The organism is Geminocystis sp. GBBB08, from assembly GCF_016743215.1.
GTDB lineage: Bacteria > Cyanobacteriota > Cyanobacteriia > Cyanobacteriales > Cyanobacteriaceae > Geminocystis.
Genome location: NZ_VRZC01000073.1, coordinates 1 through 17,800, shown reverse-complemented (window position 1 = coordinate 17,800; position 17,800 = coordinate 1). Strand labels below are relative to the sequence as shown.

Annotated in this window: 17 protein-coding genes; 11 read left to right on the top strand and 6 right to left on the bottom strand. The window is 33.9% G+C overall.

From position 1 onward, the window contains the following. Both leuS and FWJ34_RS10960 read left to right on the top strand, forming a co-directional pair. On the top strand, positions 1-2,238 hold a 2,238-nt coding region (gene leuS / locus FWJ34_RS10965; protein WP_308255360.1), incomplete at its 5' end, for a leucine--tRNA ligase. A 433-nt stretch (positions 2,239-2,671) separates the two neighbouring features. Next, entirely contained in the window at positions 2,672-4,720 is a 2,049-nt protein-coding gene (locus FWJ34_RS10960) for a cation:proton antiporter (protein WP_308255359.1), read from the top strand. Positions 4,721-4,740: 20 nt separating this feature from the next. On the opposite strand, the gene FWJ34_RS10955 is transcribed toward FWJ34_RS10960, so the two are convergent. Together FWJ34_RS10955 and purM are read right to left on the bottom strand one after the other, a co-directional pair. Next, positions 4,741-5,556, bottom strand: a complete 816-nt coding sequence (locus tag FWJ34_RS10955; protein WP_308255358.1) for a septum site-determining protein MinC — start codon at positions 5,554-5,556, stop codon at positions 4,741-4,743. Between the two features lie 30 nt (positions 5,557-5,586). Continuing rightward, positions 5,587-6,609 carry a phosphoribosylformylglycinamidine cyclo-ligase gene (gene purM / locus FWJ34_RS10950; protein WP_308255357.1) on the bottom strand — a complete coding sequence of 341 codons (1,023 nt, stop codon included), beginning with the start codon at positions 6,607-6,609 and terminating at the stop codon, positions 5,587-5,589. A 636-nt stretch (positions 6,610-7,245) separates the two neighbouring features. Here purM and FWJ34_RS10945 point away from each other — a divergent pair. Next, a complete protein-coding gene (locus tag FWJ34_RS10945; RefSeq protein WP_308255356.1) occupies positions 7,246-8,154 on the top strand; it encodes a septal ring lytic transglycosylase RlpA family protein in 909 nt (302 codons plus the stop codon). A 198-nt stretch (positions 8,155-8,352) separates the two neighbouring features. Here the strand turns inward: FWJ34_RS10945 and FWJ34_RS10940 are convergent, their stop codons facing one another. Continuing rightward, positions 8,353-8,577, bottom strand: coding sequence for a DUF6737 family protein (locus FWJ34_RS10940; protein WP_308255355.1), 225 nt, complete (start codon positions 8,575-8,577; stop codon positions 8,353-8,355). 58 nt (positions 8,578-8,635) lie between these two features. After that, positions 8,636-9,322 (bottom strand): C40 family peptidase, encoded by a 687-nt coding sequence (locus tag FWJ34_RS10935; protein WP_308255354.1) that lies wholly within the window; start codon positions 9,320-9,322, stop codon positions 8,636-8,638. A 107-nt stretch (positions 9,323-9,429) separates the two neighbouring features. Here FWJ34_RS10935 and FWJ34_RS10930 point away from each other — a divergent pair, with 107 nt between their 5' ends. The 6 genes from FWJ34_RS10930 to FWJ34_RS10905 all read left to right on the top strand — a co-directional run bounded on the left by FWJ34_RS10930 (position 9,430) and on the right by FWJ34_RS10905 (position 15,549). Then, entirely contained in the window at positions 9,430-10,356 is a 927-nt protein-coding gene (locus tag FWJ34_RS10930) for a serine hydrolase (protein WP_308255353.1), read from the top strand. Positions 10,357-10,515: 159 nt separating this feature from the next. Next, the gene (rpsN, locus tag FWJ34_RS10925; protein WP_308255352.1) at positions 10,516-10,818 is read left to right on the top strand and encodes a 30S ribosomal protein S14; all 303 of its coding nucleotides are present in this window, start codon (positions 10,516-10,518) and stop codon (positions 10,816-10,818) included. A 470-nt stretch (positions 10,819-11,288) separates the two neighbouring features. Then, on the top strand, positions 11,289-12,275 hold the full coding sequence (locus FWJ34_RS10920) for a glycosyltransferase (RefSeq protein WP_396231854.1): 987 nt from the start codon (positions 11,289-11,291) through the stop codon (positions 12,273-12,275). 282 nt (positions 12,276-12,557) lie between these two features. Beyond that, entirely contained in the window at positions 12,558-13,556 is a 999-nt protein-coding gene (locus FWJ34_RS10915) for an NAD-dependent epimerase/dehydratase family protein (protein ID WP_308255350.1), read from the top strand. A 14-nt stretch (positions 13,557-13,570) separates the two neighbouring features. Then, positions 13,571-14,701 carry a DegT/DnrJ/EryC1/StrS family aminotransferase gene (locus tag FWJ34_RS10910; protein ID WP_308255349.1) on the top strand — a complete coding sequence of 377 codons (1,131 nt, stop codon included), beginning with the start codon at positions 13,571-13,573 and terminating at the stop codon, positions 14,699-14,701. A 5-nt stretch (positions 14,702-14,706) separates the two neighbouring features. Continuing rightward, on the top strand, positions 14,707-15,549 hold the full coding sequence (locus FWJ34_RS10905) for a hypothetical protein (protein WP_308255348.1): 843 nt from the start codon (positions 14,707-14,709) through the stop codon (positions 15,547-15,549). Here FWJ34_RS10905 and FWJ34_RS10900 read toward each other — a convergent pair. Both FWJ34_RS10900 and FWJ34_RS10895 read right to left on the bottom strand, forming a co-directional pair. Beyond that, positions 15,546-15,836 carry a DapH/DapD/GlmU-related protein gene (locus FWJ34_RS10900; protein ID WP_308255347.1) on the bottom strand — a complete coding sequence of 97 codons (291 nt, stop codon included), beginning with the start codon at positions 15,834-15,836 and terminating at the stop codon, positions 15,546-15,548. The genes FWJ34_RS10905 and FWJ34_RS10900 overlap by 4 nt on opposite strands. A 46-nt stretch (positions 15,837-15,882) precedes the next feature. Next, positions 15,883-16,455: a TetR/AcrR family transcriptional regulator gene (locus FWJ34_RS10895; RefSeq protein ID WP_308255346.1), complete on the bottom strand. Its 573-nt coding sequence runs from the start codon at positions 16,453-16,455 to the stop codon at positions 15,883-15,885. Positions 16,456-16,663: 208 nt separating this feature from the next. On the opposite strand from FWJ34_RS10895, the gene FWJ34_RS10890 reads away from it, so the two are divergent. Both FWJ34_RS10890 and FWJ34_RS10885 read left to right on the top strand, forming a co-directional pair. Then, entirely contained in the window at positions 16,664-17,269 is a 606-nt protein-coding gene (locus FWJ34_RS10890; RefSeq protein ID WP_308255345.1) for a glutathione S-transferase family protein, read from the top strand. 56 nt (positions 17,270-17,325) lie between these two features. Further along, positions 17,326-17,800, top strand: a 475-nt coding sequence (locus FWJ34_RS10885; RefSeq protein WP_308255344.1) for a pyridoxamine 5'-phosphate oxidase family protein, incomplete at its 3' end; no start/stop codon positions are given.

Sequence of the window (17,800 nt, the reverse complement as noted above, 5' to 3'; positions counted from 1 at the left end):
GAATTAGGATTATCCATCGATTGGAGTAGAGAAGTTGCTACCTGTTCTCCTGAGTATTATAAATGGACACAATGGTTATTTTTACAATTTTTAGAAGCTGGACTTGCTTATCAGAAGGAAGCTGCGGTAAACTGGGATCCCATCGATCAAACAGTATTAGCTAACGAACAAGTGGACTCCGAAGGTTATTCTTGGCGTAGTGGTGCAAAAGTCGAGCGTAAACTATTAAGACAATGGTTTCTCAAAATTACCGATTACGCTGAACAACTGTTAGATGATTTACAACAACTACAAGGTTGGCCCGATCGAGTTAAAACTATGCAGGAAAACTGGATAGGTAAGTCTGTAGGAGCTTATTTAGAGTTTCCTGTTGTAGGAAGAGATGACAAAATAGCTGTGTTTACAACCCGTCCTGATACCGTCTATGGAGTCACCTATGTAGTATTAGCTCCTGAACACCCTTTAACTAAAGTGATTACCACTGAAGATAGAAAAGAAGCGGTAGAAGCGTTTATTGCAGAAGTAAGTGATGAGAGTGAGATCGATCGCACTGCTGAAGATAAACCCAAAAAAGGTATATTAACAGGGGGAAAAGCCGTCAATCCCTTTACTGGGGAAGAAATCCCTATTTTGATCGCTAATTATGTATTATATGAATATGGTACCGGTGCAGTAATGGGTGTACCAGCCCACGATGTGAGAGACTTTAAATTTGCTAAAGAGAATTATTTACCCATCAAAGTGGTAATTTTACCAGATGATGCAGATAACGCCGATATTTGCCTATTGGAAGCCTACACCGATTCAGGAATAATGATTAATTCTGGCGGATTTAATGGCATGGATTCAGTTAAGGGTAAAGAAGAGGTAATCAGATTGGCGGAAAATAATGATTATGGTAAAAAGCGTATTCAATATCGCCTTAGAGATTGGTTGATTTCCCGTCAACGTTATTGGGGTTGTCCTATTCCCGTCATTCACTGTAAAGATTGTGGTATAGTACCAGTACCTAGTTCAGATTTACCAGTAAAATTACCTGAAAACGTGGAATTTTCTGGACGGGGTGCTTCTCCTTTAGCTAAAATTGACGACTGGATTAATGTACCTTGTCCGAAATGTGGGAAATCGGCAAAAAGAGAAACTGACACTATGGACACCTTTATCGACTCTTCATGGTATTTTTTCCGTTATACTGACGCAACTAATCAAAATGAGCCTTTTAACTTCCATCAAGTGAATGATTGGATGTCAGTGGATCAGTATGTAGGTGGAATTGAACACGCTATTTTACATTTACTTTATTCTCGATTTTTTACAAAAGTAGTGCGTGATCGAGGTTTGGTTAATGTTGATGAGCCTTTCAAGCGTTTATTAACTCAAGGTATGGTGCAAGGATTAACGTATAAAACTCGTCAAACTGGTAAATATCTTACCGTAGATCAGATTATTTATCAAAATGGTGAGTGTCGGGATAAAGAAACAAATGAACCAGTTGCTACTTTTTATGAAAAGATGTCCAAATCTAAATATAATGGTGTTGATCCTCAAGTAGTTTTATCTAAATATGGGGCAGATACGGCAAGAATGTTCATTTTATTTAAAGCACCTCCAGAAAAAGATTTAGAATGGCAGGATGCGGATGTTGAAGGACAATTTCGCTTTTTAAATCGAGTTTGGTTATTAGTAAATGAGTTTTTTGATAATCCCAATTCACCTAAAAATAAAACCTTTGATAAAAATGCTTTAAGTAAGGAAGAAAAAGACTTAAGACGAGCAATTCATACTGCTATTAAAGAAATTTCTGAAGACTTAAACGGCGATTATCAGTTTAATACTGCGGTATCAGAATTAATGAAATTAAGTAATGCTTTGCGAGATACTAATATTAAAAATTCTCCCGTTTTTAGGGAAGGCATTGAAACTTTAATTTTACTTTTAGCACCTTTTGCACCTCATATTAGTGAAGAATTATGGCAGTTATTAGGTAATAGTGAATCAGTGCATTTACAATCATGGTTAACTTTAGTTAATGATGCTTTAGTTGTGGATGAAATTACCTTAGTTATTCAGATAATGGGTAAAACTAGAGGCACGATTTCTGTCCCGGCTTCTGCTAATAAAGAGGAGTTAGAAAACTTCGCTAAAGAATCTGATATTGCTAAAAAATATATCGCTGATAAAACTATCAAAAAAGTAATTGTTGTGCCAAATAAATTAGTAAATTTTGTGGTAAGTTAGCCCCAATCTTTAGGAATTAGGAATTTTTTAGCTATCAGTTATCAGCTATCAGCTATCAGCTTTGACGGTATAGTAAGATTTACAGATTTATTTTTTAATAGACACGAGTGCAAAATAAAAATTAAAATCTATTTTAGGTGAGAAATTATCAATTTTAATAACTATTGCCTGAAAAATTTAGAATTTAGAATTTAGAATGAAGATTTTACCATTGCCTATTGCCCATTGCCCATTGCCCATTACCGCAACTTCTGCAAGAAGTCTAATCTTTAATTCTTCACCAATGATTTAGGATTGCTATATATGTTTTTGCATAGAAGTTTGATCACCAAAGGTGGTGCAGCGCGATCGTTGTGCCTTGATCGGCTCATGAATAAATGGCTTTAGCCATCACTACAAACTTGATTTATAACTCTACAAATTCCTCAATCCTATGACTAACTATTATTTATTTTGCCAACTTCCTAATCCCATTACCGATCCCGTTGCTGTATTTTTAATAATGATGGGAGTATTATTGATTGCCCCCATTTTATTTGAGAAAATTAAACTACCCGGTATCGTTGGCTTAATTGTAGCAGGAATTATTGTGGGACCTCACGGCTTAGGATTATTAGCTAGAGATAAGACTATTATTCTTTTTGGTACAGTTGGATTATTATTTTTAATGTTCATGGCTGGATTAGAAACCAGTTTAGATGACTTGAAGGAAAATGGTGATAAAGCAACGATTTTTGGATTAAGTACTTTTGCCGTACCGATGATTTTAGGCATGGGGGCAATGTTGTTTATCGGTTATGATCTTTTAGCGGCGATTTTAGTGGCTTCTTGTTTTGCCTCTCACACTCTTTTATCTTTACCTATTGTCAGTAAACGAGGTTTGATGCGCACTCCGATGATGACAATAACTTTAGGAGGCACTTTAATTGTCAATATTTTAGCTCTTTTAGTATTGACTATAGTCGTCAGAGCTAGTGAAGGAGGTTTAAGTCTTGGTTTTTGGTTATTTCTAATTCCTTCTTTAGCTATTTATACCTTTGCAACTCTTTTCGGTGTGCCAAAATTGGGTAGATGGTTTTTTCGGACTTTTGGAAGAGATGAAGGGGCAGAATTTACTTTCGTCGTCCTAACTTTGTTTGTGGTTTCTTATGCAGCAAAATTAATTGACATTGAACCCATTATAGGCGCTTTTTTGGCAGGAATTAGTATTCGACCTCTGATTCCACAACTTAGCCCTTTGATGAATAGAATCCAATTCATTGGCAATACTTTATTTATTCCTCTATTTTTGCTTTCCGTAGGGATGTTAGTTAATCCGAAAACTTTAATCAGTGAACCTCGATCTTTTGTAGTTTCTGGTGCTATGATCGTAGTTTCCATCGTGGCTAAATTTATCCCGGCGTGGGGAGTGGGTAAATATTTTAACTTTTCCTTCTCTAATACTATGGTGATGTTTGGTTTATCTGTCGCTCAAGCGGCTTCAACTTTAGCTGCTATTACCGTTGCTTTTCAAATCAATTTAGTGGATGAGTTAACGGTTAATGGTACGATCGCCATGATCTTAGTTACTTGTATTGTATCTCCTTGGGTAACAACAAAATGGGCAGATCAAATTAAAGCCGAAGAATCTTCCCCTTCCGAAACTCTCGACATCAAAGATAATGGGGAAGAAGTTGAACAAAAACCTCCCGTTTATCGAGTAGTTGTACCAGTAGCAAATCCTAATACAGAGGATAACTTATTGAATCTCGCCTTATTATTAGTCAATGCCACCAAAGGGAAACTATTTCCTTTACATATTCTCACCGATGTTAATGGCATAATTCCAAAAGGCGAAAAAATCCGTCAAGCACAGCTATTAGAAACGGCAGAAATGATTGCCCATGCTACTTCTACCGATGTCAAAAGTGTTGCCAGAATTGAAAGTTCGATCGATCAAGGTATTCTTCATGTGTATCAAGAATGTGATGCTAATATCATCATTTGCGGTTGGAAAGGTTTTTCTAGTTATAAAGATAATTTTTTTGGCAGTATCATTGACAATGTTATCCAAAAAGCTCCTATACCTGTTTTAATAGCACGTTTTACCGAACCCATAAAAACTACCCAAAGGGTTGTACTTGCTATCTCCGATTTTCAGTATAATTCCTCTAGCTTTGTCGAAGCCTTAATTTTAAGCAAAATTTTAGCTAATGAGCTACAAGCCAACCTACATATTTTATTAGTATCTTCTCGTGCTTCATCTATTGTAGTTGATAATCGTCTAACTGGACTTTCTTTTCAACAATTAAAAGGTAATTTTACTCGTCGAGTTTTACAAGAAATGCAACCAGATGATTTGTTATTATTAATGGCTATAGAAAATTATAAAGTAGTTGGTACTTCTACATTAGGCTCTATTCCTGAAGCTATCGCTCGTAACTACAGACAAGTTTCTATGATGATAATTTGTTTAAAAAGCAGTAAAAGCAATGAAGAATAGAGTTAGGTTTCTGTTAACACTCAAAAATTCTTTGCTCTTTGCCAGTAATTTTCTGACGCAATGAAATCATGAAGACGAAGGAAATTGAGAGCCGAATGAATTTTTATGCCTTCTTGACTTATATAAGCAACTTCTGCCATATTTTGATCAGGGGAATTATCTGGTACTCTTGCTACTAAATCTGCAATTCTTAATTGAGTCGCTTCTAATTTTAACGTCATAATTAATCCCTGACGATTTCCCATATAACCAGCATGGGCAATACCTCTTAATGTACCCCAAATAAAGACATCCCCACTAGCTAAAATTGTTGCCCCGGGGTTAACATCTCCTAATACAATTACCGAACTAGGATGACAAATTTCGACACCTGATCTAATGGTATTTTTAAGGTATAAAGGTTCGGCTAAATCTTGAATTTTTGGGATTTCTTCACTACTGATTAAACTATCTGTCACGGTTTCTTGTTGTACAGAATATCCCGCACTAGAAGCTGCTACCGCCGTTTGTCTTCGCCTAGTGATAATTAAATCAAGGCTTAAGCCAATTTGCTCAAAAATACCTTTTAATTCACTTATTTGTCTAGTATCTAATAGGCGATCATAACTTTGCAAGTGAGTTTTTGTACCTAATGACCAAGATTTATCGATTTTTTGTAATCTAATTTTAAAATCATCTAAAATTCTTTGCCATTGATTTGGTTCAGTTTTATTGACAGATGGTAAACTAACGATTACAATTTTCCCTTTTTTAGTAAGATTAATTTGTTCTTTACTACTTAAAGGTTTAAGGGCGGATAATTCCCTTTTATCCTCTAAAATTTCTGACTCAGTCACTATTTTGTCCTCTAAAAAACTTGTTAACGATCAATTAAATATTACCGTTTGTTCACCATTGATCACTCTACCAATAATATTAGTTTCAAGATCATAATGATTAAAATGTTTCATCACCGATTCTGCGTTATCCTCCCTCACTATCACCACAAAACCCACCCCTAAATTAAAAGTATTTAACATCGCTTCTTGATTAACATTACCTGTTTTGGCTAACCATTGAAAAATCGGCGGAATACTCCAACTATTTAAGTTTACTTCTATAGCTTTATCTTTCGGTAAACAACGAGGTAAATTTTCAGGAATGCCTCCTCCCGTAATGTGTGCCATTGCTTTAATGTCTAGCCCCGATTTTAAAGCCTCTAATACTGGTTTTACATAAAGACGAGTGGGAGTTAAGCAACTTTCCCCTAAGGTTTTTCCCCCTAACTCTGAGGGTTGATAATCCCAACTTAATCCTCTGGTGTTTATAATTTTTCTGACTAAGGAAAATCCGTTACTATGAATTCCACTACTACTTAAGGCGATCGCCACATCTCCTAATTGAATTTTCTTTCCGTCTAAAATTTTACTTTTTTCCACTATTCCCACACAAAAACCAGCAATATCGTATTCTCCCTGTTGATAAAATCCAGGCATCTCTGCTGTTTCTCCCCCCAATAAAGCACAACCACTTTCTTTACAACCGATAACAATTCCATTAATAACCTGTGCTAATTGATTACTGTCTAATTTCCCCGTTGCCAGATAATCTAAAAAGAATAAAGGTTCAGCACCACAAGTAAGAATATCATTAACGCACATCGCCACTAAATCAATACCAACAGTGTCATGACAATTTAATTCATGGGCAATTTTTAACTTTGTGCCTACCCCATCAGTGCCTGAAACCAAGACAGGCTGTTGATAACCCGTTGGTAATTCAAAACAACCACCAAAACCGCCTAAACCGCCTAAAACCCCCACACGATAGGTACTAGAAACATTATCAGTAATTTTTTTGACAAATTCTCTACCTGCTTCTACATCAACTCCAGCCTCTTTATAATCCATATTCGATTCTAACCTTAGATAAGTTTTCTAAATATAAATAATTTTATCCTTTAAACTGATCAAATTTTCTTATGATATTTTACTACTCGAAATTGATCATTTTGCTACAAAAATTATCTTACCATTATTGAATTTGAGCAAAAAAAAATTATAAAGTTGAGGTAATCTTTTTAAGAATTGAGATTTTGATCAAGAGAAAAATTTAACCTATTGAAAAGGTAATAAGCCCTTAATCGATGAAAAAATAACTAAGTACAATTATTTAAGTATTAAGATAATCTTTGTTCTCAAAAAACAGATCCCTACTCTTGAAATTAAAAATTCTTTTTACTTACATCTGTTTTTAACTTTTTATTTTGCTCTTAATGATTAGTTTTTTAAAAGATAAATGCCTTGATGAAAAAATAACAAACTTTCAATTATGACAATAAATTTTAGTTTTGTCAACAATAATAACCAATGATAATACTACACAATGGTACTAATAAGAAATAGTGAACCATTAAATAAAATCAGTATGTTAATTTAGTTTAAGTTAAAAAGCAAATATGCTTAAATATTAAATTTTTACTACGAGGAGTAAACAAAGGAACACTTAATTTAATAAGATTTTTATCCTAAATTACTAGAAAAATTATGCGTAACAACACTTGGAAAAAAGCTGTAATCTCGGCTTTAACAACAATAGTAGGATTAACATTCACCGGATTGTTTTTTAGCTCTACCGTCAAAGCTGACAATTACCAACCACAAGATGAGACTGCATTATCATCAGTAAATAATGTGATGGCAAAAAATTATATCGCCCCCATACAAGAATTTCTTACCGTCAAACTCTATCCCCACCAATTCAAAAATCGTAACGCCGTTACCCTTCATTTTCAAAATATACCCTTATTAACATTTTTAGATACTTCTGATCATAGTGCTTTAGAAAGTGCCACAAAATTAGCTTTTCGTTTAGATCAATTGTCCCAACAATCTATTGACGCAAATCAAATCAATCTCAGTTGGAATCCTAACACCAAAGACTATTCTCTCAAATTTCAGGAAGAAGAATTAGTCAGAATTAACCAAAATATTATTTTGCCTGATAGTACTAAAAATGTAACCAATGACGCTTTACAAGCTACCAATCGCCTTCGCAGATTAATGGGGAATGCGGCACCTTTAACGGTAGTTCAGAATAAAGTGATAATTACTACTGATGATGATAAAATTAACTCATTTATAGGGGTTAAAAGTTTCCGAAAAGCGGCTCAAGGAATAGCATCTTGGTATGGACCAGGATTTCATGGACGCAGAACCGCCAGTGGTGAGAGATATAATCAACACGACTTTACGGCGGCCCATCGTAGCCTCCCTTTTGGAACAAGAGTTCAAGTCACTAATTTGAGAAATGGGCGTTCGGTAGTAGTGAGAATTAATGATCGAGGTCCTCATGTGCGAGGGCGTATTCTCGACTTATCAGCCGGAGCGGCAAGAGCCATCGGAGTCAAAAATACTGGTGTTGCACCTATTGTGTTTCAAGTAGTTGCATATTAAAACACCAAATTATGATTACGCTCCAGAAGCATCTAAGTTTACTAGGGAAGGTAAGCAATAGGCACTCTTGCAATGGGCAATGGTAAATTCTCAATTCTCAATTCTTAAGAGTTTCTTTGATTTTTGACTAATATTAAACAATGTAAGTTAAATGTTTCTTAGCGTAATTATTTAATGGAATTAAGTAAAGCATCTTTATTATTCGGTTTTGACGATTTTAATAGTTTCTTGTTTTGTGAACAAATAGGGAATAAAGATCAGGAAAAGAAACCACCAAAGACAGATTAAGGTGAAAAACAAAGCTGTTAGCCAGATTAACTGAAACAAGAGCCAACTTCCTGTGATAATCCCTATTCCTGTCAGCAGAATTGACCAAGGTTGACACCACCAAGGCTTGTGCTTCCAGATTGATGACGATGACATAGTTACTTCTATTTAGTGCGTTACTTAATTTATTTAGGAAAGATAAATAATTTGGCGGTTAAAAAATAACCTGATAAACTCGGCCATAACTCCAAATTTGTTGATAATAATTATGACTAACTTTATCAGCATCATCACAAAGTTGATTAATAGCAATACCATTATTTCCCATTTCTTTCCCCGAACTATGAATATAACTGTTATCACCTAAATATAAAGCTACATGAGTTACTCGTTTAATGCCAAAAAAGATTAAATCTCCGGGTATTAACTCTTGACGGCTAATTCTCTGGGTAAAGACTTCTTGTTGATAAGAGTCTCTGGGAAGCCACACCCCAACACTAGCGAAAGCTGATTGTATTAAACCTGAACAATCATAATTAGGTGCTACTGTCCCACCCCAAAGATAATAATTAGGAGTATTCATCGCTTGATGAGTAAATTCAATTACTTGAGGTATTAAACTAGCTATTTTCCCTGCCGAAATCCTTATGGGAGAATAAGGTTTAACGGCTGGTTGTAAATATTTTAAATCTTTAATCGATAACCATCCCCTATAGTTATCTTCAGACAAACAAACTTCGATCGCCTGATGAACCGATGATGACGAGATAATTTTTAATTGTCTGCCTTGTTTTGCTTGGGTAGCTAATTCCCCTGAATCAGATTGTACATATAAATTTAAGTTTTCTAAACAAAAATATTCCCCTGAATCAGACTTAGGTAATAAATCAAAGATAGTCATTAATGTTCGATATAATAAGAGATGAGTGATAAATAATGAGTAATTTATAGTTGTAGAATAACTCTTTTGCCCCGTAATTTCTAACTCCTAATTCTTAATTCTAAATTATGGCTTTTTTTTCCCCTGATGAAACTTTAACTAATCAAGCTCAAAATATTCTTAAGGCTACATGGCAAGAATTTCCGACATTAGCCAAAAATCAAATAGCTTTAACATGGATTGTCTATGATCAACCAGTTATAGTCAATACAGGCGGTGCTTTATCCCCTGAAGAATTTTGGCAATACCCTTTACCAGGTTTTAGTTATCGTGGGGAAGAAAAAATTTATCCAGCAAGTATTGTTAAACTTTTTTATCTAGTGGCCATAGAAGAATGGTTACATAGTAACATGGTTTCCGAATCTTCAGAATTAAATCGAGCAATTAGAGATATGATTGTCGATTCTAGCAATGATGCCACCAGTTTAATTGTTGATGTATTAAGTGGTACAACTTCAGGAGCAACATTGGCGATCGGACCTTTTGAAACATGGAAGTATCAGAGAAATATTGTTAATCGTTACTATCAATCTTTAGGGTGGGAAGAATTAGATACTATCAATGTTAATCAAAAAACATGGTGTGATGGTCCTTATGGCAGAGAAAGAATGTTTGTGGGAGAAATTTATGATAATCGGAATATGTTAACCACCAATGCCGTTGCCAGATTATTTCACAGCATTATTGGCGGTATCGCCGTTTCCTCTTCTGCTTCTCAAAAAATGATGGATTTGTTAAAAAGAGATGTGCGTAAAAAAACTTTAAATGATCATCAAGAAGAAAATCAAATAAATGGTTTTTTAGGGCAAAGTTTACCAAATAATGCTAATTTATGGTCAAAAGCAGGTTGGACATCAAAAGTACGTCATGATTGTGCTTATATCGAAATTCCTGATCATAAACCCTATTTATTGATTGTATTTACTGAAGGAGAAGAAAACAGTAGAAATCGTCATCTTATTCCTTTTATTTCCGCCAAATTTGCTAATTTATAGTAATAAATGGGCAAAAGGGAAAAGGCAGAAATCACACTGAATTTAAGCCTCCAGTAATGGATTATTTTATTCAAAACATAACATGGTGAATTGTTAAAAGATAAGTTATGATAGAGAATGTTGTGTTTATATGTAACTTAATATTTAAGTATAGTTTAAATGGCTAAAAAATCAATGATTGCACGGGAAACAAAACGTGCCAAGTTAGTAGCTAAATATGCCAAGAAAAGAGCAGAATTAAAAGAACAAATTCATCAAGCTAGTGATCCTTTAGAAAAATTTGAATTACAACGTAAATTCCAAAGATTGCCCTTGAATAGCTCTCCCCATCGTCAACGTAATCGTTGTTGGGTGACAGGAAGACCTAGAGGTTACTATCGTGATTTTGGATTATCTCGTAATGTTCTCAGAGAATGGGCTCATGAAGGTTTGTTACCTGGTGTAGTTAAATCTAGTTGGTAATCTTAAAGGTTAACTCCCCTTAATCCTCTAGATGGTAGAGTTGATGGGTGGTATTATCCACCGCACCTCTCTATTAAATCTGGACGTGCGACTTTGACCGCATCTAGCTTCCGACTTAATTAGGGCTTGATTATTAGAGTCGATGTGTTTATTGCTAAACTGCACCTCTCCTTCAGAACCGTGCATGCAACTTTCACCGCACACGGCTCCTTGTATTCGACAAAAAACATAAGATTAGCTTATGAAAATGAAAAAAATAGAAAAAATAAAGAAATAAATAGAGAAAGAATAGTAATAGAATAGGAGTAATTCCATTCGCCGATAACACCTGAAAAAGTTATTTGATAGATGTATATTTGTCTATAAAATTATAAACTCTATTATATTAACTGAGGTTACGCAAAGGAAAATATTTGAGATTGAAAACTTTTTTGCCCGATTAAAACAATTAAGAAAATATCAATCAAAATATGAGATATTACGTTACTTTGTTTGATAGTAATTACTTGACTCGTGGATTAGTAATGTATAGGTCTTTATTACGAAATGAAAAAGATTTTCATCTTTGGGTTATTTGTTTTGATGACTTAATGTATAAAATTCTAACGAAAATGAATCTGGAAAAAGTGACTTTAGTTCTTCTAAATGAAATTGAGGATGAAAGACTTTTAGCATTCAAATCCACTCGCCCTAGAATAGAATACTTTTTTACTTGTGCACCTGCTTCTATTTTATACGTTTTCAACAATTTTCCAGAGGTTGAAACTGTTACTTATTTAGATGCTGATTTAATGTTTTTTTCGCCCCTTGAACCTATTTTTAAAGAAAATCCAAACGCCTCAATATTCTTAACTGAACATCGTTTCTTCTCATGGTATCAAGAACCAGAGCAGAAATATGGTCGCTTTAATGTACAGTTTATGATGTTTCGTCGTAATGATTCAGGGTTAACTGCTCTTAATTGGTGGTTTGAAAAGTGTCTTGAGTTACGTTATGAGTCAGACGAAGATAATTATGGAGATCAAAAGTGTCTTGATGATTGGCAAGAACGTTTTGATGGAGTTCATGTGGTGCAAAGTTTAGGGGCCGGATTAGCTCCTTGGAATGTGTCACAATATTCCCTTCAACAACAAGAAGATCAAATTTTTATCGAAACAGAGCCACTAATTTTTTATCATTATTCAGGTTTCAGAATTTATGGGGATAAATGGGTTTACTTACCTCTATATTGTCCTCTTAGAATTAGCAAAAATATCAAAAACTTGATCTATAAGCCCTATTTAAAAGAAATGAAAAAAGTTTATCAAGACATAAAAAAAATAGATAGCAATTTTGATAAAGGAATTGAAAATATTTTTTTTCCTCTAAAACCTTCAGACCATTGGCACAACCGATTTATGTTATTTTTAAAAGAAATATATAAAGGAAGATATTATTTATACTCCGTAGGGAAATAATTTGAGCTTTGAAATTGGGTGCTTATGCAAGGAGTAAAAGTTAAAATATACAATAAGTAAGTGAGTAAAATTAACTGTGCATTTTATTTTTCTGAAACCTTTCTTTGCTAACAATGCAAGGCAAGAGGTTTAAACCCCTTGTTACCCCTTGCCCCTGTACAATTAATTTTGCATGAGTACTTAATTAACTTAAAAATTGTTTAAAATTGATCCTTTGTTCCTGATAACAAGTTTTTTCTAGTTTGTCTAATAAGTATTAATGTTCTAATTCAAGATCTTATTATGATGGAAATCAACCAATTTTATCAAAGTAAAAAAGTAGTTATTACCGGTGGTTTAGGTTTTATTGGTAGTAATCTTGCTATTCGCTTAGTAGAATTGGGAGCTAATGTTACTTTGGTAGATTCCATGATTCCTGATTATGGGGGGAATTTATTTAATATCGAACCCATCAAAGATCGAGTAAAAATTAACTTTTCCGATGTAAGAGAGCCTTATAGTCTAGAATACTTAATCAAAAATCAAGATTATCTATTTAATTTAGCCGGTCAAGTAAGCCATATTGATAGTATGATCGATCCCCTAACGGATCTTGATATTAATACAAAAGCTCAGGTATTTATCCTAGAAGCCTGTCGTAAATTTAATCCAGCTATTAGAGTAATTTTTGCTAGTACTCGCCAACTTTACGGAAAACCTCAATATTTACCCGTAGATGAACGACATCCGTTATATCCCACCGATGTTAATGGTATTAATAACATGGCTGGTGAAGCTTATCATACTCTTTATCATAATATCTATGATCTGAATACTGTTTCTTTACGTCTCACTAACACCTATGGGCCTAGACAACTTCTAAAACACGATCGCCAAGGTTTTATTGGAGTGTTTATCAGACAAATTATTCAAGGTGAGAAAATTAGAATTTTTGGTGATGGGCAACAAATTCGAGATATGAATTATGTAGATGATGTTGTAGAGGCTTTATTAAGGGCTGGTGCTAAACAAGAATGTTTCGGACAAGTCTATAATTTAGGTGGTTCAGAACCAATTAATTTGTTAAATTTAGTCAAATTATTGATCGAGTTAAATGGTAGTGGTGAATATGAAGTAATACCTTTTCCACCAGAAAAAAAACGCATTGATATAGGTGATTATTACGGTGATTATCGCAAATTTTGGCAAATGACAGGTTGGCAACCAAAAATATCTCTTTGTGAAGGTTTTGCAAAAATATTGGCTTATTACAAGGAAAATTTATCTTTGTATTTAAGTTAAATATTAAAATATTTATGAGATTAGTAGTTACAAAAATGCAAATTCCTTTTGGTAATTTAAAAAGACAATATCAAAATCTTAAAGAATCTATTGATAACGCCACTCAAAATGTTTTCGATAGTGGTTGGTTTATTTTAGGTAAAGAAGTTCAAGAATTTGAAACTAATTTTGCTAATTATTGTGGGGCTAATTTTGCGATCGCAGTTGGCTCTGGTACGGAAGCATTACATTTATCTTTAATTGCTTGTGGAATAAAGACGGGGGATGAAGTCATTACGGTATCTAATACTTGTGTACCAACTTTATCGGCGGTAACTTTTGCTGGTGCTTTGCCTATTTTTGTTGATATTAATGAACAGACTTACACTATTGATCCTAGTTTAATTGAAAGCAGAATTACTGACAAAACTAAGGCTATTATTCCTGTTCATTTGTATGGTCAATGTGTTGATATGAAACCCATTCTTGACATTGCACAGAAACATAATTTATTTGTTATAGAGGATTGCGCCCAAGCAGTAGGAGCAAAATATCAAGATAAAATGGCTGGTACAATCGGTCATTTAGGTGCTTTTAGTTTTTATCCGAGTAAAAATCTAGGTGCTTTTGGTGATGGTGGTTTAATTTTAACCAATGACTCCAAATTAGCCGAAACCGTGGCAAAGTTGCGTAATTATGGTCAAGAAAATCGTTATTATCACAGTATAAAGGGTTTTAATAGTCGTTTAGATGAACTTCAAGCCGCTATTCTTAATGTTAAGTTACCTTTACTTAATAGTTGGAATGAAAAAAGAAGAGCGATCGCCAAACGTTATACCGAAGTTTTTTCGCCTTTAGGCATAATTTGTCCCACAGAAGCGTTAAATTGTTATCATACCTATCATCTATATGTAATCAGAGTTAAAAACCCCTCACGGTTTCAAGAATTATTAAAAGAGAAGGGAATAGATACTATTATTCATTACCCAATTCCCGTACATTTACAACAATCTTATGGTGAATGTCGTCATCAAAGTTCCTATTTACCAATTACAGAAAAATTAGCCCAAGAAATCGTCAGTTTACCTTTATATCCTGAACTCACAGAATTAGAAATTGAGTATATTATCAAAACAGTTACTGATATTTATCAACAATTAAGTTAAAAAATATGAAAAGCATTTTGGAAGATTTGACTCCTCCTCTTCTTTGGCGTACTGTAAAAAGAATAGTTAGCATTTTAGAAAAACCAGAATGGCAATATATTCCTGAAGGTTGGGAAGCACAAAAAAAAGACTCGAATATCAAAGGATGGAATGTAGAATCAGTTTTAGAAGCCTATCAAAAAATGTGGGCAAGGTTTGTGGAAAATCTTGAGGGAACTTTACCTTTAGCAATTTCTCCTGAATGGTATTGTTCTAAACGGGATAATTTAATTTTTCACAATATGATCATGACTTATGGTTATGTTTTAACTTTTTGTACTAGAAATAAATCATCTATTTCAATGTTAGATTGGGGAGGAGGAATAGGTCATTATTATCTGCTAAGTAAAAAATTATGCCCTGATTTACAAATAAATTATCACTGTAAAGATTTACCAGTTTTAGCAGAATATGGTCAAACTTTATTTCCAGAAGCTCATTTTTATTCTGATGAAAGTTGTTTAAATCAAAAGTATGATTTCATTTTCGCTAGTTGTTCTTTACATTATTCAGAAGATTGGCAATCAATCTTAAAAGCATTAGCAGAAGCAACACAAGAGCATTTATTCATTACCCGACTACCAGTAATTTATCAAGTTTCTTCCTATGTTATGATTCAACGTGCTTATAAATATGGATATGATACTGAATATTTAGGTTGGTGTCTTAATAAAGATGAATTTATTAGATGTGCCACTAATTGTGGATTAAAATTAATTCAAGAATTTTACAACGGGGAAAACCCTGATATTCTCAATGCCCCAGAATCTTGTCAATATATGGGTTTTTTATTCAAAAAAATTGTTTAATCTAAACTACCTTCTGTGATCTTACGAATAACTCTAGCTGGATTTCCTGCTACAATTATCATCTCTAAAACATCTTTTGTTACTACTGAACCCGCACCAACTATTGATCCTTTTCCAAGGGTAACTCTTGTGAGAATTAATGAATTAGCCCCAATCCAAACACCATCACAAATAGTTACTGGAGCATTACCAACATTCTCTAGATCTGGAAAGACATGGATACCTTTTGAACTTCTAATACAATCTTGAAAACGTTGTTTTGGCGAAATAGGATGACTATATAACAAGTGTGATTTATTTTCAGGTGTGAGAACTTAGTTTGACAAAAGAGGGCTAAATTGAAAGTTGTTTGATGACTCTTTGAAAAGGGAAAGAACTATCTAAGGCTTGGGATAAAATTAATGAACCCTGAATAGAGATCGCAATATCTTCGGCTTTTTCCTTTGCCAATAATTCATCAATTCCTGTTTCCATAAATACTTTAGTCATTTCTTCAATCCAAACCAAAAATAAGGCTTTGACTTGATCATGAAATAAATCACGAGTTGATCCTAATAATAAAATAGCAAATAAGCAGGGTTGTGCTCCTCCTTCATAAAGTTCTAATAAGCGATCGCCCATCAATCTTAACTTATCTTGACAATCTCCTTGTTGCCGTAAAGGTGGAAGAATATATGTCAATAACCATTGTTGTAGATAATCTAACACTGATTTTACCATGTCATCTTTTCCACCAGGAAAGTGGTGATAAAGACTAGCTTTTCCTAAACCAGTCGCTGTCGAGATTTTTGACAAAGTTGCTCCATCATAGCCGTACTGTCGAAACAATTTTAATAAACAAGGGATATAAATTTCTTTTGCCATTCTTTCTTTACCAAATTTAATTACTCCTTGACATTGTACCAAATGTTCGGTAGGATATGTAAATATACCGAACGCTCGGTATAAAAAACTAATTTAAAAGAAAATGAAAAATTACCCTCAGAAAAAAAATTGAGCCTCAGAAAAAGACTTAATCTGTGAAATAGTTTTCATGTTACCTGTCGAACGTGAATTATTACCATTGAATTGTTTTTTAAGGGATAACTTATATTTAAAAAAGGAGAATTAACCGATGATTAAACTATATGGTCACGAACTTTCAGGAAATAGCTATAAGGTAAAGTTAATGTTAGCTTTACTAAATTTACCTTATGAATGGATTAAAGTTGATTTAATGGTGGGGGAACATAAACAACCTCAATTTTTAGCTTTAAATCCCTTTGGGCAAGTACCTCTTTTAGTAGATGGAGAAACAATCTTAGCGGATGCCCAAGCAATTTTAGTCTATTTAGCAAGACAATACGGCAATGAACAATGGTTGCCTTTAGATGCCTTGTCTCTAGCTAAAGGGATTCGTTGGCTTTCTACTACCGCCGGAGAAATTCGTCAAGGAGTAGAATCCGCAAGGCTTTATCATTTATTTAAAGCGACAAGTATTAATTTAGATCGTGCTAATCAAAAAGCGGAGTATATCTTGACACAACTTAACAATCATCTTTGTAATCGAGAATGGTTAGAATTAAACCATCCTACCATTGCTGATGTGGCAGTTTTTCCTTATGTTGCCCTTGCTTCAGATGGTAAAATTGATCTCACCCCTTATCCTCATGTCTTAAGCTGGATCGATCGTGTTAAAAGTTTTCCCCATTTTGTCAGTATGATTGGGATTGATAATTAATGAGGAATGAGTAATGAGTAATAAACAATTAATTATTTAATTATTTAGAGGATACAATGCCCAGAAAATTTGGAGAAATAGCTTTTACTCCTGAAGTTAAAGCAGCACAAGCCGAAAGAGGTTCAAGGGAAACCTATGAACGCTATATCAGTAATGGGGCAACGAATGATAAGATTACCCCTCAGTTAAAAGAATTTATCGCTGAAATAGACGGCTTTTATTTAGGTACAGTGCAATCTAACGGCTATCCCTATATTCAGTTTCGAGGCGGTGAAAAAGGTTTTTTACAGGTGTTAGATGAGAAAACTTTAGGCTTTGCTGATTATTCGGGTAATTTGCAATATATCACCATTGGTAATTTGTCATCAGGAGATAAGGCTTTCATTTTTTTAATGGATTATCGTCATCGTAAACGAATAAAAATTTGGGGTAAAGCTAAGTATATTGAGGGGGATGAGGTATTAATTGAGCGTCTTCGCACTTCTGATTATCCTGCCAAAATTGAACGAGTTATTCTCTTTGAATTAGAAG